The organism is Cyclobacterium amurskyense, assembly GCF_001050135.1.
In the GTDB taxonomy this organism is placed as follows: domain Bacteria; phylum Bacteroidota; class Bacteroidia; order Cytophagales; family Cyclobacteriaceae; genus Cyclobacterium; species Cyclobacterium amurskyense.
In genome coordinates, this window is the sequence record NZ_CP012040.1 from 385,998 (window position 1) to 406,132 (window position 20,135).

The 20,135-nt window shown below is 39.4% G+C and carries 17 protein-coding genes; 2 read left to right on the plus strand and 15 right to left on the minus strand.

All coding sequences use genetic code 11. The features are described 5' to 3' along the window. Positions 1–222: 222 nt before the first annotated feature. The 3 genes from CA2015_RS01530 to CA2015_RS01540 form a co-directional block, all read right to left on the minus strand. Entirely contained in the window at positions 223–525 is a 303-nt protein-coding gene (locus tag CA2015_RS01530) for a type II toxin-antitoxin system RelE/ParE family toxin (RefSeq protein WP_048640290.1), read from the minus strand. A 1-nt stretch (position 526) separates the two neighbouring features. Further along, positions 527–766 (minus strand): hypothetical protein, encoded by a 240-nt coding sequence (locus CA2015_RS01535; protein ID WP_205749793.1) that lies wholly within the window; start codon positions 764–766, stop codon positions 527–529. Positions 767–934: 168 nt separating this feature from the next. Further along, on the minus strand, positions 935–2,584 hold the full coding sequence (locus tag CA2015_RS01540) for a serine hydrolase domain-containing protein (protein WP_048640292.1): 1,650 nt from the start codon (positions 2,582–2,584) through the stop codon (positions 935–937). Positions 2,585–3,081: 497 nt separating this feature from the next. On the opposite strand from CA2015_RS01540, the gene CA2015_RS01545 reads away from it, so the two are divergent. Beyond that, on the plus strand, positions 3,082–3,552 hold the full coding sequence (locus tag CA2015_RS01545) for a hypothetical protein (RefSeq protein ID WP_048640293.1): 471 nt from the start codon (positions 3,082–3,084) through the stop codon (positions 3,550–3,552). Positions 3,553–4,477: 925 nt separating this feature from the next. On the opposite strand, the gene CA2015_RS01550 is transcribed toward CA2015_RS01545, so the two are convergent. The 3 genes from CA2015_RS01550 to CA2015_RS01560 form a co-directional block, all read right to left on the minus strand. After that, complete coding sequence (locus CA2015_RS01550; protein ID WP_048640294.1) at positions 4,478–4,738, minus strand: hypothetical protein; 261 nt, start codon at positions 4,736–4,738, stop codon at positions 4,478–4,480. 460 nt (positions 4,739–5,198) lie between these two features. Further along, the gene (locus CA2015_RS01555) at positions 5,199–6,128 is read right to left on the minus strand and encodes a macro domain-containing protein (protein WP_048640295.1); all 930 of its coding nucleotides are present in this window, start codon (positions 6,126–6,128) and stop codon (positions 5,199–5,201) included. After that, entirely contained in the window at positions 6,125–6,628 is a 504-nt protein-coding gene (locus CA2015_RS01560) for a TIR domain-containing protein (protein WP_048640296.1), read from the minus strand. The genes CA2015_RS01555 and CA2015_RS01560 overlap by 4 nt, the downstream gene beginning before the upstream one ends. Positions 6,629–7,066: 438 nt before the next feature. Between CA2015_RS01560 and CA2015_RS01565 the strand changes: the two genes are divergently transcribed. Continuing rightward, the gene (locus CA2015_RS01565; protein ID WP_048640297.1) at positions 7,067–7,912 is read left to right on the plus strand and encodes a mechanosensitive ion channel family protein; all 846 of its coding nucleotides are present in this window, start codon (positions 7,067–7,069) and stop codon (positions 7,910–7,912) included. A 57-nt stretch (positions 7,913–7,969) separates the two neighbouring features. Here the strand turns inward: CA2015_RS01565 and CA2015_RS01570 are convergent, their stop codons facing one another. The 9 genes from CA2015_RS01570 to CA2015_RS01610 all read right to left on the minus strand — a co-directional run bounded on the left by CA2015_RS01570 (position 7,970) and on the right by CA2015_RS01610 (position 20,129). Next, positions 7,970–8,422, minus strand: coding sequence for a hypothetical protein (locus CA2015_RS01570; protein WP_048640298.1), 453 nt, complete (start codon positions 8,420–8,422; stop codon positions 7,970–7,972). Positions 8,423–8,459: 37 nt separating this feature from the next. Beyond that, positions 8,460–9,752 carry an aminopeptidase P family protein gene (locus tag CA2015_RS01575; protein WP_048640299.1) on the minus strand — a complete coding sequence of 431 codons (1,293 nt, stop codon included), beginning with the start codon at positions 9,750–9,752 and terminating at the stop codon, positions 8,460–8,462. A 137-nt stretch (positions 9,753–9,889) separates the two neighbouring features. Next, complete coding sequence (locus CA2015_RS01580) at positions 9,890–10,153, minus strand: DUF4235 domain-containing protein (RefSeq protein ID WP_048640300.1); 264 nt, start codon at positions 10,151–10,153, stop codon at positions 9,890–9,892. 510 nt (positions 10,154–10,663) lie between these two features. Beyond that, positions 10,664–11,449, minus strand: coding sequence for an amidohydrolase family protein (locus tag CA2015_RS01585; RefSeq protein WP_048640301.1), 786 nt, complete (start codon positions 11,447–11,449; stop codon positions 10,664–10,666). Continuing rightward, on the minus strand, positions 11,436–12,344 hold the full coding sequence (locus CA2015_RS01590) for an amidohydrolase family protein (RefSeq protein ID WP_048640302.1): 909 nt from the start codon (positions 12,342–12,344) through the stop codon (positions 11,436–11,438). The genes CA2015_RS01585 and CA2015_RS01590 overlap by 14 nt, the downstream gene beginning before the upstream one ends. A gap of 104 nt (positions 12,345–12,448) precedes the next feature. Beyond that, a complete protein-coding gene (locus CA2015_RS01595; RefSeq protein ID WP_048640303.1) occupies positions 12,449–15,118 on the minus strand; it encodes a heparinase II/III family protein in 2,670 nt (889 codons plus the stop codon). 51 nt (positions 15,119–15,169) lie between these two features. Next, entirely contained in the window at positions 15,170–16,549 is a 1,380-nt protein-coding gene (locus CA2015_RS01600; protein ID WP_048640304.1) for a neutral/alkaline non-lysosomal ceramidase N-terminal domain-containing protein, read from the minus strand. Beyond that, positions 16,546–17,952: a neutral/alkaline non-lysosomal ceramidase N-terminal domain-containing protein gene (locus CA2015_RS01605; protein WP_048640305.1), complete on the minus strand. Its 1,407-nt coding sequence runs from the start codon at positions 17,950–17,952 to the stop codon at positions 16,546–16,548. Before CA2015_RS01605 ends, CA2015_RS01600 begins: the two co-directional genes overlap by 4 nt. Positions 17,953–18,371: 419 nt before the next feature. After that, entirely contained in the window at positions 18,372–20,129 is a 1,758-nt protein-coding gene (locus tag CA2015_RS01610) for a RagB/SusD family nutrient uptake outer membrane protein (RefSeq protein ID WP_048640306.1), read from the minus strand. Positions 20,130–20,135 lie beyond the last annotated feature (6 nt).

The following is a 20,135-nucleotide window of genomic DNA, read 5'->3' on the forward strand; positions in this document are numbered from 1 at the left end:
ATTTAGGAAGGGTTTTCACCTGCTGGATTACCATAGCTTGGTGACACATCAATGGTTTGCATATGGTTTGTGTCGGTTTCAAAGTATTTTCTTGTCCCCTGAAACCAAAGCTGGCTTCAGAACAAACTTCGGTATTCTATCTGGTCTCGATCGACTGGGATGCTGAGAGGAGTGCTCCACAGGCTTTTGGCTTGGGCCATCCACTCGGTTGGGCTTTAATTTTCATATCTCTTTGTCTAATTTTTTGGGGTTTTGTCTTGTGTCAAATAACGTAACAATATTGATTCGCTTGGAATTATAGCGATAGTATAAAATCGTTTGTTTTGTGATAACACATTTTCTTAAACCTTCTCCTTTTTTAGATTCCGGAAATATTTCAGGTTGGTTTTTAATTATTTCTATTGATGAATCTAATTTTTCAACGAAGTCCGTTTTAACCTTAACAGACCATTCCGTAATTAAATACTCAAAAAGTTTATCTAATTTCTTTTCGGCTGTTTTTGAAAGAAAAACTTTTCTGCTCAATTTACCTGTGTTTTTGCATAAAAGTATCGTAATCCGTTACTTCTCCATTTTTAATTTCAAGTGAAGCCTTTTCAATTTCTTTACATTGCTCGACAGATAAATCATCCTGAAAGTCAGCTGCTTCTTTTTTGAAAATTTTTTTAATGGATTCAATTATTTTTGGATTTTCAGTATCCAAAAGCATTTTAACCAGTTTGATTTTTTCAGCTTGAATATCCATAGCATTTAATTTTATAATCAAAAATAACGATTTAAACCTAAATTTCTGATGGTGGGACGAAATTTTTAAATGAAGCCATTAATTAAGGTTTGCTAAGATATATGGAAATCCTTGTTCAACTGTCGGGAGCCCTTCCAAATACACACCACATTATTTAGGTAAGACTTTCACTTGCTGGATTACCACAGCTTATTGGTTTACTTTTTCGAATAAAATATTTTTTACTGTTCCTTCTGAGGCTACATAAAAAGAAGACACCTTATTTTTATCATCTCGTGTAAAAGCATATTTGGTTCGTCTATTTGCTCCAAAAACATCTTTTTCCCCTTCTTTCAATACCAACCCTTCATTATTTGGGTAATTCAAAATCAATTCTTGATCAGAAACAATGATCTCGTAACCAATATTTAGCTCTTTAGAAAAGTAGCTACCTGCATATTCAGAAATATTCGGATTTGGGTTCCTTGCTAATTCAATCTTTTCAAAGTAAAACACCGCGCCTCCAAAATCTACGAGTAAATCTGCCTCTGATTTTTTTTCTGAAAGAAAGGTATATTTCACAGAAGCATTGTCAATTCTAGCAAAAGAATTGACAGATACTGAATTGAGTTGCACAGGATTTCTTCCATAACTGCTCTGTACATTAAGGGTGTCATTATTTATAAATAGGTGCATTCTCAAATCACTATTTAGTTCTTGATAATGTCCTATGAATTGATTCAACTCCTCTTTCTTATGATTGTACTTTGTCTGATTGTAATCGTTTTGAGGAAGATCTTGAATATAAAGGTCCAGGATTTTGTAGGATACATCCACCGCATTGATCTCCTCAGAATTAGCAAAAACGACTACTCCTAGATTTAAATCAGGTATACAGATGAATTGGGACCGCAACCCTAAGTCTCTGCCGCTATGATTAAAAGTATTATAGCCCTTATAAGCTGTCACAAACATTCCGCGAGCATGTTGCATCTCCTCACCATTGTTCAGTGGCTCAAGCTTTGTGACAAAATCTGCAATATAGGAGAAAGTGTGCTTGCTGTCTAGAAAAACCTGAGACCAGGTTATTAAGTCAGAAATCGTACTACTCATTCCGCCAGCTCCAACACAAAGTGTTAACGACTTTGGCTGTTTGAATTCATTTTTTACTTGATAATAAGGATAAGCACGATTCTTAACAATGCTCCTTAAATCACTGCTATAGAAAGTATTCGACATCCCAAGAGGCTCGAACAATTCCTTTTCAGCAAACTGATGAATAGGCATTCCTGACACTCTTTCAACGATAAGTGCCAGCAAAACATAATTTGTATTGGAATAAAGAAACTTGTCTCCCGGTTTATTGTTCATTCCTTTTTGGCGGAACATCAGTTGCTGAATGCTTTTATTTGTATAACCCTGATGTTCATAATCAAACCCAGACAAGTCCAACAAAACATTGTGATTTCGTATTCCACTTGTGTGATTTAATAGGTGCTTAATCCTTATTGTGTCTCCAGAAAAATACAACTCAGGAACAATTTTTCTTACATCATCATTTACCGAGAGTTTGCCTTGTTTTTCGAGTAGGGCTATACAGACTGAAGTAAATTGCTTGGTAACTGAAGCAAGTTCAAATGTCGTAGCATCATTAAATGGGATATTGTATTCCAAATTCATTAAGCCATTACTTTTCTTATAAACAAGTTCCCCATCTTTAACAACACCAACTGTTAAACCAGGCCCAAATTCGGTAACAACCTGCGCTGACAAAATGGAATCGATTCTTTCATTCAACCCATTTTGTCCAAAAGAGCAAATGCTAAATGATGAAAATAATATAAGTAGTAGGATTCTCATTTTTTCAACTTAATTATTGATTTAGAATGAAGTAACGTTTTCAATTAATGCCAACGGTTTATGGTATGTTGTCTTGCGGGATTATGAAGCGATTCCCTAACAGTTTTTACCGACTTTTATACAAATTACAAGCTTACTAAAACCTCTGAAACTTGCATGCATTATACCAGGTGTTGAACGAATCCTGCCATGACAGGAAGCGAGCAATTATTGCCCTTTCTTCCAACTTTAGACCTATCATTAATTTTCAACATTATAAGCTATGAAAAAAAAAGCAATCATTCCGTGAAAAAGCCTATAAAAATGTAGTTGGCTCAGTTGTACAGCTCAAAAGGCTCCGCCTTTTTAAAAATAACTATTGTGAAAAACGGTAAATAAGAATTTTACAGTTAAAAGATTAACAATTTAGTAAATTTCAAACACTATTATTTGCATTTTACACTATATAAAAGTATTTTGAATAGTGTAAATTATGTTTTACTATAAATCTCAATGATATGAGTACGAAGAACACAGTTTCTATTCAGATTCCGGAAGCGGAGCTTCAGACGGTGAAAGAGGCCATCGCTACCCTTAAAACAACTTTAAGCCCCTACCTAATTGCCATTAGTGCTGAAGAAAGGCAGCGCATACCCAAGATGGGAGATGGCACTATCCCCTTTGTAGAAAAAGTAATGGACTATGCACAGGAAGACAGCCAATTCCTTCCTCCCTTTATTGATTTAAATGAATTGTCTAAGGATTGGGAGGTAGTAAAAAGACTGGCGCCATTGCTTAGGGATTTGCAGCAGGTGGAAAGCAACCTCAATGATACCGTGATGATGGCAGGATCTGAGGCCTATGTCGGTGCCCTTGGTTATTACAATTCTGTAAAATACGGGGCTAGGGTAAATGTAGCAGATGCCAAGGTGATCCATGAGGATCTTAAGCAGCGGTTTAATAGATCCAAATACAATCAGTCTGAGTAAGGCCATATAAGTAATCAATTCATAATTTGGAAATGAAACCTATAATCAATTAATGATGCGCATATCACCCAATCCATTATAAAGGGGACAGTCAAAGGCATTTGAATTGTCCCCTATTTTTTTGCGTTCCTTATTTAAATTAAACTCCTTTCGGTTCAAATATCCCTATTTACACCTTCATTTTTCCTTACAATTCTTTCAATTCTTCAGTTTTTTTATTGAATTCTCTCCCTATTAGGTGGAATTTTGGAGCTAAAAATCCAATTGATCTGCCAAAAAGGCAGAATTTTCCTGAAAAAACATTGAAAAATTCGACCTAAAAGCTCGAATTTTTCAGCAAATAACTGCAATGGGTAGGTTCCGAAGTACCCCTCCCCACTTCTGAACCCCAAAAATTTAACGGTCCCGTTGAATATTCCGGCAATTTTGTCAGTTTTTTAGCAATTGAGTCGATTAAAAGTCTGTTTTAGGTGGAATTTTCCGGTATTTTGGTGAAAATTTTCAGCTAAATGCCAAAAAATTCGACCTCCGAGGTCGAATTTTGCAAGTTTAGGGTACTCTCCCCCTCCTCAGAACTCCTCAATCGGAGCTAATAAGCCCAAAGGGTAGGTTCCGAAGTACCCCACCCCACTTCCGAAGTACCCCTTTCAGGTATAGAAGTAACCTTAAGTTTTAAAATCTTACTTTAATTTCTTGCGATGTCAAAGGGTACAAAAGGTTTGTTGATCTCAATCCTGAACATGGTCCCTGAGCCTGTCGAAGGGTGGCGAAGGGTGGCGAAGGGTGGCGAAGGACCTTAGTTATGATTTATCTTTTAAAATAATCCGAGATAATTTTTCGGGATCTTGTCGGTTGTCCCAGAAGGCTGTAATGACTATTGTTTCATCAGCTACTTGGTAAAAAATGCTAAAATTCCCAAGGGAGGCTACGCGTGTATCTTTGAAATCTGCTTTTTTAAAAATAAATGGTTTCGTTTATCCATCGCCCCTTGTGAAATCAAGCGGCCATTTTTTATATCCTCTTCGCTCAGTTTAAGCATTTCTTTTTGCTCTTCCGTAAGCCCAACAAGCTCCTTATCCGTTGCGCTTAAAGAAACCAGTTTGTCAAGCGCCAATAAGAAATCCTTGTTTTTTATAGTCAAGATTTTATCAATCAATCCGCTTCTTATTTTATCCACCGTTGCCATAAATGCCTTTAATTTTGTCTACAATTTCGGAAAATTTCTCGAAGTTTCATAATCTCCTATAACTGGCTATTGTCAACATTTTACTTGTAAACCCTTCTTTACTAAGCAATAAAACTTTATTGCTATTGGATTTTATACATATTAAGTACGTGTGGGGAAGCCTCCAATCCCACTCTAATACAGCTAACCAGTAACCTACTTTATAAAAGGCATTGCAATAAAACAGGGACTTCACCGGTTTAATTGTCGAAAGGTCTTCAAAATAAATAACAACTTATTTAGGAAACATTTTCACCTTCTGGAATACCATAGCTTGATGTTACGATAACGGCAAGTATAAGCGTAGTGCGGGTTTTCGAAGACGAGATTTTCATTTTATCCAAAATTTCAATACGTGATGAAATGTTCAATTTAGCAATACATCCCGCATTACGCTTATACAATGTTGTGCTTAGTATCTTTATTCTATGGCAGTCCCTAAAGGGTTTTCATTACCTTTTAAATACCCTGTGTTATTGCAATGAAGTCTAATAAAATCTAATAGATCGTCCAAGTTAACATTGTATTTTTTCAAATCATTTGGGTGAATACAAATTGTCAACTGTTCGCAATAACTTTCTTGGCTTAGTGATACTAAAAATGAGAGTACAATTTCTTTGATTACATCTTCTCTTTTCAAGGTTATTCTACCACGACCTGTACCCACAATTGGGATTATTAGATTATCCTTGCTTCCACTATGCGTAAGGTATGCCCATAACTCAGTTAAGGATAATCTAAGGTCATCAACCGTTGTTTTTGAGCGTCCTTGTGCATTAAGAGTAGAACTACAAAGTAAATAATATTGTTTATCACTTCTAAATACTGGGACAACTGTTCCTACTTTATAAGTCTTAGGATTATCATTTTCAACAAAATTTTCATACCAATCTGAATTGTCTTCTAATTGTTGGCATATATCTGTATTTAGATGAGCCGTAGTTTCCTCATACACCTGGTCAATAAAGTACCTGAGGATACTACTTGATTTTTTAACAATCCCATTGTTTACACAATCAAGTCTATTGTTGATAGGGACAATCAGAGCTCCATCAATCTTAAAGATATCCCCAATTTTAATAGAAACGGAAACTTCTCTATTATGGACTTTAAATGTGAAAAATGATTTTGGCCAATTTCTGTAAATAATTATTATTAGACCAATAACTATAAATACCCACCAAATTGACCGAATATTATTTGACCAAGTATTTTGTCCAAAAAAGGCGAAAATTTCAATGAGAAGCCAAAGTCCCCCGAATACGGATAGAATACTTTTTCCGAAATTCTTGAGATTAAGCCTATCCCAAAATAGCCAGAAATTGTATTTAAGTCTTTCAAACCAATTCATAGCCCTAGATTTGAATATACATTGTCATTGTAATAAAAAGAACCTGTTTTATCTTCTTTGGAATATGAATAATGTAAATCGCTCCATTTCTCCAATGCGAGCTGAATAATCTTAGAGTTGAAACTAACGTGAAGTGCAAGTTTGTCTCTTAGAACTGCAGGACACTTGTCACTATCTAAAGATCTTTTTCCGTTAAGGTTGACTACAATAATTGGCAAATTGAGTTTGATTGCTTGCTCAATTTCCCATTTAACATACTTGTATAAATACTTTGTTTTTTCTCCCACGAGTAGAATGAAAACTTTCGAATTATTCATTCTTTCTCTTAGATTTCTTTTAATGGTTTCTTCACTACTGTGTTGCCATATGCTCATTAAGTCGTGTGCATTGTTAAAATTAAAGTCCGATTTGTCACTTTGTTTCCATGCAGTCATTAATCTATAGTATCTAATATCACTATCCGCATCGAAAGCGACATATGTTTTGTTTCTATATGGCATTTTTCTATTTTTTTTATATTAAGCACAACATTTGTATATATATGTTGCTAGGAAGTTGCGTAAACACCAACTATGCAAACAACCCCTTTTCCTTTAATTAATTCCCAAATTAATGTTTTAGGACTAGAAAACTAGCTCCCTACCTATAATTCTATGGTAAAAGGCGAGAATATATTGATAAGCGACTTGCAATTCGGGTCAATTGATGAAAAATAAGAGGTTTAAGGCAGGATTAGCAGAGGATTGTATCTTAAAGTTGAAAAAATTACTTTTCCTGAAATAGCTTTAGGGCTTTCCGTATCCTTAAAAACTTCAAAAACCACCTCCATTGGATCAGTCACTATTTTAACTTATATTCAATACCCTACACCTATCTTACCGTAAGAGCTTTGTGCGATGTCAGTCCCTTTAGGTTTTAACTACAATTGAAGAACGCATATGGATTTGTTAAATAAGTTTTTAGGATTTGAGCTGCTTTCTATTGGGGAGTACAGCCTGAGGGTTGGGACTTTGGTGCTGGTGCTCCTCATTATCGTTTTGACGAAGTTGATTTTATGGGGAATAAAAAAATCCATTTTCCGCAAAAAAAGAATCAGCAAATTCAACGAAGGAAATATTTATTCCCTGTATCAGATTTTGACCTATATCGTCTGGGTAATCGCCTTTGGCTTAATACTGGAAACCCTCGGCATAAAGGTCTCCCTCTTAATTGCCGGTTCCGCCGCCCTACTTGTAGGCATAGGCTTGGGTTTGCAGCAGACCTTCAACGATATTGTTTCTGGCATCATCTTACTTTCTGAGCGTTCGATCAGGGTAGCGGACATTCTGGAAATCGATGGGGGCATTTTAAAAATTCAGGAAATCGGCTTACGCACCTCCAAAGGACTGAATACCGATGACATTTCAATAATTATCCCCAATTCACTGATCACCACCAATAAAGTCATCAACTGGAGCCACCAAAGAAAACAAAATCGCTTTAGGATTGAGGTGGGTGTAGCTTATGGAACGGATGTGGAGTTTGTCATCAAGATTCTGGAGGAAAGCGCCAGAGAACATCCTGAAGTAAATGCGGAGAAATTAGTAGAAGCCAGACTGGTGAATTTCGGGAATTCCTCGCTGGATTTTCAAGTGCTTTTTTATAGCAGCACCATCTTTGGATCAGACCGCATGAAAAGTGATATCCGAAGAATCATCAACCGTAAATTTATCGAAAACAATATTTCAATTCCTTTCCCTCAAATGGATGTGCACATAAGAACCAACGAGAAACGGGGGGATTAATACCCCTATTTAAAAACCTTATAGGTTTTAAAAACCTATAAGGTTATATTTTTAACGTCAAACCACTTCCAGAATCTCCGTCGTACTGCCTCTAAAGGCTACTTTATCTCCTACCTTTTTCCCTTTAAGCGCCAAAACAAGTGGTGAATCAGCAGACACTACTTGCACATCAGTGTTTTCGAAGGTGAATTTACCCATAGAAGCGGCAATCCATATCCAGCCAAGAGGGATTTTAACCATGGCTCCGGTGGTGACGGTAGTGGAAGTATCCACAGACGTTTGCTCTATCATCTTTTCATTTCGATCCAACAGCACCTTTTGCTTTTCCACCAAACCCCTGCTTTGGTTAATGCTTTCTCTGCCCGTCTCATACTTGTCTCCCATGCTGCTTTTGGTATCGGCATTGGAGGCTTCCTGTAAGGCCAATAATTGCGATTCAAAGTCTGCCTTTTTTTCTGAAATTAAATCCAGAACGGCCTTCTTCAAGCCTTTTTTAAATGTACTGTCCATCAATGAAAAATGTAACTATAGAGTGTTGGATAAAAAATTATTTTTCATTCATAAGGGTTTCTATTTCTTCAGGGTCAATAGGAATATTACCCATAAGATCTGTGTAGCCATTGTCATTGATCACAATATTGTTTTCCAACCTGATGCCAATTCCTTCTTCCAAAACATAGATGCCCGGCTCCACGGTAAATACCATGCCGGCCTGAATCGGTTCATACATGGTGCCTACATCATGCACATCCAATCCCAAGTGATGAGAAGTACCATGCATAAAGTACTTTTTATAAGCCGGATTTGCAGGGTCTTGATTTTGCACATCTGTCTTGTCTATCAAGCCAAGGCTGATCAATTCGGCTTCCATGACAAGGCCAATTTCTTTGTGGTAGCTCTGAATGTCTATGCCCGGTCTGAGCATATTCATGGCCTGACGCTGTACGCGCAATACGGCATCATAAATTTGTCTTTGCCGCTTGGTAAAGCGACCATTGACCGGAATGGTTCTGGTCATGTCAGCATTGTAGTTGCCGTATTCAGCCCCTACATCCATCAGGATCAAATCTCCATTCGCACAGGCTACACTGTTGTCTAGGTAATGCAGTACACAAGCATTCCTGCCTGAACCGATGATGGGTTCATAGGCAAAGCCCCTACTGCCGCTCTTTATAAATTCATGCAGAAATTCCGCTTCAATTTCATATTCGAGTACGCCCGGCTTGACAAATTTCAAAACCCTACGAAAAGCCGCATCCGTAATGTCACAGGCTTTCTGAAGTTGTGTAATTTCCTCCGGTTCTTTAACTGCCCGAAATTTATGCATTATCGGAGCTAAACGATGGTATTGGTGCAGCGGATACTTTGCTTTGCATTCTTTAATAAAGCGCGCATCCCTGGTTTCCACTTCTACCACAGCCCTTAGGTGTTCATTGGTGTTTAAAAACACATGTTTGCTAAGCTGCATTAAGGTGTTAAAAAACTTATCGAAGTCGGTATTCCATTTTATGGTTTTAATCCCGGAAAGGGCTGCCGCCTCTTCCATGGTAAACTTATGTCCTTCCCAAATGGCGATATGCTCACTGGTAGGTTTTATGAAAAGGATCTCTCTTAAGTCCGGATCTGGAAAGTCCGGACAAATCACCAATAAGGTCTCTTCCTGATCGATTCCACAAAGATACAGCAGGTCATTGTTTTGTCTGAACTTCATGGTCCCATCCGCATTGGTGGGCAAGATGTCATTGGAGTTGATAACTGCTAAAGAATTTGAAGGTAATTTGTCGGCAACTTTAGCCCTGTTTTTAATGTAAAGTGATGCTTTGGCAGGTTCGTATCTCATAAAATATTGGGTTTTGACAAAGGTAAAAAATATCCCTTGATCGCAAATTCAACTGGTAAAGGGAATTGGTGTTTTTTATCACTGCTTCATACAAGTAAGTAGTGACCGATTCCCTGTTGGGCCTTAAGTTAACAAATTTAATTTTCTATTGCCTTTTCGGTACCTGCAGTAAAGGTATAACGAAGTAAAACTTTTGTAACACTAGCCAGCACCCCTGTAGCTACGGTCCATAACAAAGCCTCTTTAAGGGAATTTTTTTCCGGATAGGGGTTTTTGGGAGCTTCTTTACCTGTGCGCTTCTCATACAGTTCTTCCAAACCTTTTCGCACCAAGTAGGCACCAAGGATAGTTCCTCCGGTGATTACTGCTGATTGTAGATACTCTTTGTTTCGCTTTTTCATGGGTTAATGGTTTAAATTATAAACTTATAGTAGTTTAATAATCATGCCAAACCCCTGGGATTTCACCCATAATTTAGAATTAATTGCTCTCGCTATATTTTGAAGGGTGATTAGTTGAAGTTTTTTAAAGGATTCCAGTTCATAAACAAATCCCTCCCGACTATACAAGTCTGGTCCCTTTGACTAAGGGGGACAAAGGGGGATTTCTTACGTTAACTGTAAACCAATTGTAGTTTTTAAACCAGAAATAGGTAAACCAATTTTAGGACGAAGCACCGTAAATTCAAAGCCCAACACTTCTATTCTATAGAAAACAATGATATCCTAAACCATTACGAAGAAGCCTGAAGGGCTGAAACTATAATAGCCACGGGTGAAGCCCGTGGTTAGGGACAACTACACGATCCTGATTTTGGCGGCATTGTTGCTTTTTTTTCTGCAACAATGCTGACAAAATCATAATGTCGTAATCGCTACAACCTGACACTTTCCCAGAACTTTAAGCCAAGCTCAAAGCCCCAAAAACCTTTTGATATTACCGGACTGTAAGTCCTCTCTGGTTTTGGCATCAGCTTCATCTTCTCTTAATGAAGCGATTCTCAAGGCCCCGGTCTTGTAATCCAGAATCGGCGAATGGGTGCCAAAACCAAACTTTTCCTTACCAAAGGTTTCCATCAATCCTCCAAGGTCAATGATATTCCTACCCGAGGTATCGAGGAACAAATCGGTCTTTTTGATCAATGCCAAATCTTCCTTTTCCAAATGTGTACTCCCAGCTACATTCAACACCATAAACTTAGCATCAGGCACGGCTTTCACTATAGGCATAATATCGCTAAGTCTCCATTCATTGCTGATATCCAACCAGGAACTTGGACGGCTATCTACCATTCTCAATGTCAGGCCAACGGGTATACCCATATCTCTGCACATTTTCACCAATTCTATACAGGCAGGATGATCCAGGTTGTAGCGGTGGTATTTAGGAAAAATCCTAACCCCTTTCATGCCCAATTTGCTGGTGCTCTCCTTCAGATCTGCTTTCCAACCTGAATAGACCGGATTAATCACAGCAAATGGAATCAAGCGATCAGCCCATTTGCGGTTGGTTTTGATTTCATCATAGGTTTCCCGATTCGCAGCCTGGGTGTCTTTATAAAAAATCCCATTGATATTGGTCAAAACCGAAGCTGAGATACCATTGGCATCCATCCTTTCCACCAAATCCTTACAAGTACTGTTTCTTACCTGACGAAAGGGCCAGTGACCTATATATGTATTACTATCTATCCACATGGTTGCCTGACTTTTTAAGTACATTATTATAATTATCAAAAAAGAGCTTCTTCCTTTGGGTATCCGTAAGGTCAGCAGCCATCATATGGCCTACCCCCTGAAAAAAGCTATTGTCACAGCCAAAGAATATCCTATCTTCCCCTACATGCTCCATGGCATAAGGAATGATGTCTCCCTCATTATTACTTCCCGATACATCTACAAACACATTGGGATAAGGCGCTACGGCTTTACAGGCATCCAACCAATCGCCTCCACCAGCAAGGTGGGCCAGTTGGAACATGGCCTCCGGATAGCGCTCCGCAATCAATACAAAATCATCAGGAGTAGAAACATTCTCAGGTTCTCTGGCATCGAAAATAACTCTGGACTTACCGATCCCCATGTGCATCAAGATGATCATCTTCATGTCTATGTATTTTTCGATAATCGGGTAAAACAAAGGATCACTTATCTTCACATGATTGTAAAGTTTCAAACCTGTCATGCCATGGTCCATGCATCTTTTGATTTCCTCCATTGCCTGCTTAGGAAATGCTGGATTGACCGTTGGCTGTCCAATAAACCTGTCAGGGTATTTTTTCATGGACTTAAGGATTAAATCATTGCAAGCAATAAACTCTTCAGGAAGCCCCTTGCTTCCCGGAGCCATCGGCCTTGAAATCACCATTTTTTCAATCCCTAACCGATCTGCAAAACCTATTTGGGTTTCAGGACTATCGGCTGTAAAATAAACATGGGCATGGGAATCTATTTTCCTGTATTTCATGACCTCTTTCATAAGGTCATTCTCTTCTTGCGGTTTTTCCTTGCTTGTAAAACCAGTCATATGTACGCCCAATGCAATTCCTGAAACAGAAACGGCACCAGTCGAAAAAAACTTTCTTCTATTCATATTTTCTAACTGTTTTTAGAATTTAAACATTCGATGCTAAATCTACACCATGATCATGTCCTAGAACAATTCATTTACTCTTATATTTTCTGGCAATCCCCAAGCTAAAGAGACAATGCTTCCATCCAAACCAATTCTTCTTTTTGGACGGAAGCAGCAGCAAAGTGTCCACTAAGTATTTCCTTGCCCTTGCCATGTTCAATGCTCATTTCTCCATTGCCATGCATATACATAATATAGTCTTTCCCTAATGAAGTTTCCACCTCTACAACTCCGGTTTTGTCCACAAGTGCTACATTTTTGACAAATGACTCCTCTCCATCGAAGCCCTCAAAGACAGAAACAAAAGTCTGTAAGCCATCTCCTCTTTTCCGCCTTACAAAATAAGGCAGTGTGGCGCCAATATCTGCATTCTTCCAATCTTTTTGTCCCCAGCCATCGCCAACAAACATCTCCTCCCCTTCTTGCCCAAGGGACCAAGCCCGAGTAGTCATTCCATTCTCAGATATCCATTGGCTGTTCCACGTTCCTTTTCCATTACTGGTCCTGGTTTCTTTAAAATCATATAGTGACAAACCAGCCTTGGCAACAGGAGAAATACCATTTATTGTCAGTTGCTTACTCGAAGCATGGAAAACATAATCCTGAATTTCACCGCCCTGTACCCTAAAGAAATCCACTACATAACTGTGTCCGTTTCCATGATCGACCAATACAGCCGTTCGCTTGTAAACCGAAGCCTGGGAATAGGCCGTTGAAGCCATTTCCATTATTTTGACTTTAGGATAAGTTTTGAACAACAAAATTTCTCCCCCTCTTCCTTTACTAATCTGGTTCTCTTCATCGATCAGCACCGTATTGTGGGCCAGGGCCCTGATATTATTGGGTTTTAGCGGATGGTCCCAAAGGTATCCCAAATCAGAGAGTAAGGAAGTACCATTCTTCCAATAGTAAAGGTTAAGGCTGTCATTTTCATGGTGAATACCCCAAGGGCTTGCACTTAATAACAATAAGCTTTCCCTACCATCCAGCCCCGTTCTAAGGTGCCCAATTTGCAGATTTTGCGGGCACCAATCTGGGAACGATAAAACAGCTCCTTTTTCCTTTTCCAGCTTTGGCTTTCTGTAATACATGGAGAAAGACAAAGCTCCATTGGGCTTGGTAAGGTCATAAGGAAGTCGAAGAACAGGTTCTACTTCACTGTCAGTGAATTCGCTGTTAAACCCCGCTGATCCACTGTGTAAAAGCAGATCATCCCCGCAAAGTTCTTTTAGCAAGGCGAGGTATTCCTTTTTCTCCGGATAATTGGCGACCATTAACTCCACATAAGCCACATCAAGCGTGGTGTTTTCGAAAGAGTCCGCATAGGGTGGGTATTTTAAATCCCCTTGCAAGCCTTTGAAAAAGGCCTCCCAAACCAGTTTATAATTGCTATCATGGTAAAGGTCTAAATCGTCTATTCGTTGTCCCGTCTTGTCCTTATATCCTGAGGGGTCTGAATACCCATGAGCGGCTTGGGCCATGTCCCAAATCCCTCCCAAGGTCATCAAACCATAGAAAGGGGATTCGCTGGTAGTCCCATCAGGCAAATACCAACCATCAACGGTCATATTGAATCCTTCAAGTCCAAACCTAAGCAAACCCGGATGCCCTACACACATCCCAACCAGGGCTACGGCCGTTCGGTTACTGACAGATTTATTGTTCAACTTCTTGTCGCAAACCAGCAAAATGGTACTTTCAAGAAGCAGGTCTTTTTCTATTTTGTATTTGTCTTTTTCAGTATAAAGAGGCCTTTCATCGGACTTCTTTGCTTGACAGGTGAGGTCATAGGCTGTGACAACTTTTCTCACAAAATCAGATTCCAAGCCTACTCCACTTGCCCTTCCTGCACTCCAAAAACCTGTCCATAAAGCATTGTCTGGCACATTAGGCGGAGGACAAAGTTCTGGCTCGGGCAGTTTCATCATATTGAGCGCTGCCGTTTTTGGATCCATGTCGGCATATTCACCATAACCTACATGAATCAACCAGCCAGGATAGCATTTGGCAAGCCGAAGCAAGATCTCTCTACAGGTGGCTGCATAGGTGATGTTTCCTGTAAGTAGATATCCTTCTGCCAGGGTTTGGCAAAATCCTGCGATCCATTGTACTTTTCTGGACCTTATATTGGCCGTAAAGCTTGGTCTACCCTCTTTGTATTTGAAAATCACAAAGGGATCTCCACCACAATAGGTTAGTTTTTGAGGCTTCCCCCAAGTTGTCGTTAGGACAATTTCCTCAGGATATTCACTGTTAGGAAACACCGCATCACACTCAGTACATTGGATTTCCTCTGGATTTTCCACATCCCAACTCCACAAGCCATGAGGATGAACCGGCAAGCCTTTGTCTCTACAAGAAGGGCAAGGCGTCCATAGCGGGTCACCAGGAGTTGTTTCTTCCACCATACTATTGAGAAAGTCTGGTGTGATCTTGCCAATGTGTTGCTTTATAATCGCATCTATCCTGTCAAAATGAACCCTGGCCCAATCGTAATTTTTAATATTTTCTTTAGCAGCTTGCAGGTTGTCTTCCTTGATTGTCAGACAAGGATGATTAACCGAGTGCCGGTACATTTTCCAATCCGTCCAATCCAGCAATTGTTCAGTATCTGGGTAATCGAAGGATTTGTGCGGCGTAGAAGAGAGGGCAAATGGACTTAAATACATTCCTAAGCCCAAAAGTGTGCTTTGTTTTATAAAGTCCCTTCTATTCGCTGTTTTATTGTCCATGCTTAGGGTTTGAAATTGCTTTGAATTGGGTTAAGTATTTTCTAAGAGGTATTAAAATTCGGCCATCATCTGGTTAATTCGCTTGTATATTTCTGTTTCCAGGGTTGGCTTCCAAGTTCCAGGATGACCAAAAGCAATTTGAGAAGTGGCTCCTTCGTAACCGCCTTCGTTCAAAACCGTCCTTGTAGGAATATAAGCCATTACATCATTTGAATAGCCGAGAACAAATAAATCATTTCCATACTGGGTTTTCAGCTTGACAGAATAGTCAACAACTGGCTCTCCGCCAAGGGCAACCAAAAATTGTGCGCCCAATTTCCAAATTTGAATAGGATAAGGATAAGATAAGTTTACCTCCTTATTTTTCACCTTTTCATGCATCATTTTGGCCCATCGCTGGTAATGTCCACTGCTCTCCTTGATCATTTTATCCAATGCCTCATTAGAAGGTGGTTCATTCAATGCCAGGTTTACTTCCGAGTAAGCTGTTTTTAATTGAGGAGTCAAAGGCTTCATTTCTTTACCCAATACACTCTCTACAGCAGCTGCCAATTCTTTCCCATACTTTTTAGCCAAAGGAAGGGTTCTTCTCGGCAAAGGATTTTGATCGGCTCCTGCACCTTGGAAAAACATTGCTGTAGCACCTGGATACATTTTCTCCAGTTCAATTTGGGCAAACCCTGGGTAATCGCCTGACCACTGGCTGATTGACAAAACAGTGGCATGACAGGCATAACCAAAAGTTATGGCTTTTAGGTTGCCTTTCATATCCGTAACTTTCAGCACGGGTACCGAATAATCATTAGGCCCATTCACTATTGTAGTTGCCTCCATGCTGGCTTCCGAATTGTTCCTTCGATTTACCTGAAACCTGGTTACTCCACTCTCTGAATAAATTTTTGCCGGGGCCAAGCCTTCCAATGCATCCCCTACTAGGGCTACTATTTGTTCTTCTAACCAAGCCGAATAATTGATAACCTTTTCAACTTCTTCTTGATTCAAAGGGTAAACATGGTACAAATAGTCTTTCAGCACAGGGCCGGAATGAGAATGAGAAAAATTCATCAGCACAGCATTCTCAGGCAGAGAATACCGAGCCTTAATTTTCTCCTTGATGCGACTGCTCATGTCTCGAGGCATGCCCGAAAGGTCATTGGTAATTAAAACGGCTGTATTGTTATCCTCATCCTGAATGGCAAGCGCTTTGGACCATATAGGGTGAATGGTACCTTCAGAAGGCCCTGTTCTTGAAGCAAAGCCAGCCATCCACATAGGGACTTTAGGCGTAATGTCTACTTTTGCCACATTTGCTTTCCAATGCGCTGAGGCATCCTGAGCGGACAAAAGGGAAGCGCTAAAAAAGCTACTAGCTATAAGTACCAAAAAAGACAGGTGCTGAATGTGTTTAATGTTGTTTTTAATATTTCTCATGGCGCTATTAAGGGATATTCCACAGTTTTAATGCCTACACTTTCAGCAAGCTTTACTGCTTCGGAAAGGATATTGTCTTCTATTGAAGCTGCCCATTGGGTGGTAAAAAGCGGAGACCTATTGGCCTCATAGCCACCTTCTGCAAGCACTACTTTAGTGGGGATATAGCCCATCACATCATTGGAATAGCCCATCACAAATATATCCGGGCCAAAAATCTTTTTAAGTTCCAGAGAATACCCAACAAGGAGTTCACCTCCTAAAGCAAATAGAGGTTGATCGCCTATTTTCCATGCTTGTACTGGATAAGGATAGGAATCCTTAATTTTTTCTCCTTTGTCCAATCTAGCTATCCAGATTTTTGCATATTCTTTCAGGTAATCTGGATAACCTGGAATTACACCACTGATTATATCTTCAAGTTCTGATTTGGTAGGAACGTCCTTAGCAAAGGTCAGGTCTATTTCTGAATAAGCCGTTGATAGTGTTCCTTCCAATACATTCATGTCTTCATTTATAACCCGCTCTACAGCAGCTGCCAGCTCTTTGCCATATTGCTGTGCCAGTGGTGCGGACCTTCTTGGCAATGGGTTTTGATCGGCTCCTGCTCCTTGGAAAAACAAGGCGGTAGCACCTGGATAAAGCTTCTCCAGTTCTATCTGAGCAAAGCCTGCATAGTCCCCTGATAGCTGATAATCAGACAGAACAGTAGGATGGCAAGCATAGCCAAAAAGTATTGCTTTAATCTCTCCTTTTTGGTCTTCGACTTTTATGACAGGGACAGCGTAATCGTTGGGACCTTTTAATTCAGTTTGTGCGTTTAATTGGGCTTCTTTGTTATTTCTTCTGTTGACTTGGAATCTCGTCACCCCATTATCAGAAGACAAGGTTACGGGTTCAAGTGCCTTGATGGCATTGCCCACCAACTCCACTATTTCCCTCTCTACCCGAAAGGAAAATTGTTTAATTTTATTGTATTCCTCTTTACTAAGCTGGAATTCATACCTGGGATAGTCCGTCTCCGGGCCGGTATGTGTATGCGAACTATTTAGGATAATCTGATCCCTTGAAAGCCCATATTTCTCTTTCAATTGGTCTCTTATATTATCGGACAGAAATTTTCTGAAAGCCAACAAATCTGTGGTCACGATAACAGCAAGTTTACCATTGGAATCTTCTATTGCAAGGGCTTTGGCCCAAACGGAATGCCTAACACCTTCTGAAGGTTTCTTTCTCGCGGCATAGCCTCCCATCCAGATGGAACCTTCAGGGGTAATTTCAACTTTATCCACTCCGGCTTTCCAGGAGGATATTTTTTGTTGTGCATGTAACTGATGGCTAAACAATAAAACTGTTAGGCCTAAAAAAATAAGGTTACAGGATCTTTGGAAAATTATTTTCATGAGTCAATATTTAATGGAACGGATTTAATCGTTTTAAAACCAATTAAACAAAAAGGCTCAATGACCCTTCTCAGGTGCAGCCTTCATAAGAAAGACATTCTTATTGGTTTAGAGAGTAGTTAACTAATCACCTGGTTGAAAATAGTAAAGTTGGCTGTTATTGGAATGATTTCATGAACTGATAAAATGGTTTAAGCATGTTTTGGGTTTAAAATGCTTGAACCCGAAATATGCAATAGACAATCTATTACGTGCTGAAATCGCTTCAAAATCAGCCTGATTCTCTTGCGATTGCAACACTTCCCGTAAACACGGGACAGGCTTCACCCCTGACATTGTCAGGGCGGAGAAATTCTATTATATAATCCGGGTTAAAAAAAAATCCCTCTGCTAAAGATCTAACAGAGGGATTTAATTAACTATTCTATAGTTTCCAAAGGAGGAACATTGTTCTCTGCTCCAACATAACCTATATTTTGGTTAATTGTCCCTAAGGAGTTTGCTGTTATGACATTATTGTCAATTGGCCATAACACGTGAAATGGTGCAATTGCAGGAGTATTTCCAATCACAATAGGCTTGATAGTATACATGATATTTTTTTCCATTATTCTATCGTACCACCAGTTACTGTCAGCAAATCCATCCAAAGTATAACCTCCAAGACCTTGAGAAGCCATGATGTAAGATACCCTTACCATTTCTGAATGGCGAGGAGTTTCTAGGAACAACTCACGAGCTCTTTCATCAAAGATGTATTCGATAGTAACATCAGAAGCATCTATTGGAAGCGCATTGGCTCTGTTTCTAACCATATTGATATCAGCAGCAGCTGCATCCATTTGGTTTTTCCAATAGTAAGCTTCAGCACGTAGAAGGTAAGTTTCTGCAAGTCTAAAGATATACCAGTCACCATTTCCACCCATAGGCACTGCAGTAGGTGATTGTTGAGGCTGGTAAGTTTTATAGAAAATCAATGGGAAATGCTTATAAACTGAATCCTGAGGAGCAGTCATGTACATAGGATTAATAGGTTTTCCAAAGTCAACAGACTCAGGATTGGTATATACCAATTCATGCTTATCAATCCAGTTAACATCACTTCTTCTAAGGTCAGGAGTAGTCATGTAATCAAACCCATCTTCTTCCCAAATATCATAAAAGCTATAAGGAGTAGAGATCATATCTGGGTTACCTCTTCCTAATGAATCATATCTTGGTCCATTGTCAAAAGTACCTCTTAAACCTTGGCTATCACGAATGGAAGAATGCCACCAAGATGCGTGGAAATGTCTCATAGTATACAAACCAGCAGTTTGTGCACCAGAAGGGGCTTCAAATCTATCAACCATCGCTAAAATGGTTTCTGTATTTGCACCAATATTCTTGTTTTCAGGACGGTGTAAATCCCAGATCACATTTTTCTCCGCAATATCAGCTTCAGAGCCAAATCTATCTTCAACCAATGCATAACCACCATTGATAACTGCTGAAGAAGATTCTATGGCTTTATCAAATTCCATATTGGCAAGGTAAACCTTGGTCAACAAATGGTTACCAGCACCCTTAGTAATCGCTCCTGGAACAGCCGCTTCAGGCAACCATTGCACTGCATATTCCAAATCTGCTTGAATTTTATCAAGAATGGCCCAACGGCTATGTGTTTGGTAATCCAATCTTACACCTCTTACCTCTTCTCCAACAAATGGAACATCACCATAAGAGTTGATCAACCAGTAATACCAAAATGCCCTGTGCCATAAACTTTCAGCCAAGATCGCATTTCTAGTGGCATCATCCTCCCATTCGATATCATCAATTCTTCCTATAACTACATTGGCATTTTTGATGAATTCAAAAGACTCAGAAAAAAGAGGCACAAAGGTATAATAACGATCAAAGAAAGGAGTGGTTTGAAACCAGTCCATTTGGAATGTTGGAGTACCTCCTTCAGAAGAAGACCATTCCCCCACCATATAGTGTCTTCTACTACCTGTTACACCTTCAGTAAGGGCTTTTCTCATGGTAACCAAACCAGCTTCATAGCCAGATGCATCTATAAACACATTCTCCGGGGCAAAGAAGGAGAGCGGTTTTTGTTCGAGTAAGTCTTCTGAGCAGGAAAATGCTAGTAAACCTACCAGAAAAAGGAACAAATATTGTTTTATATATTTCATAATATT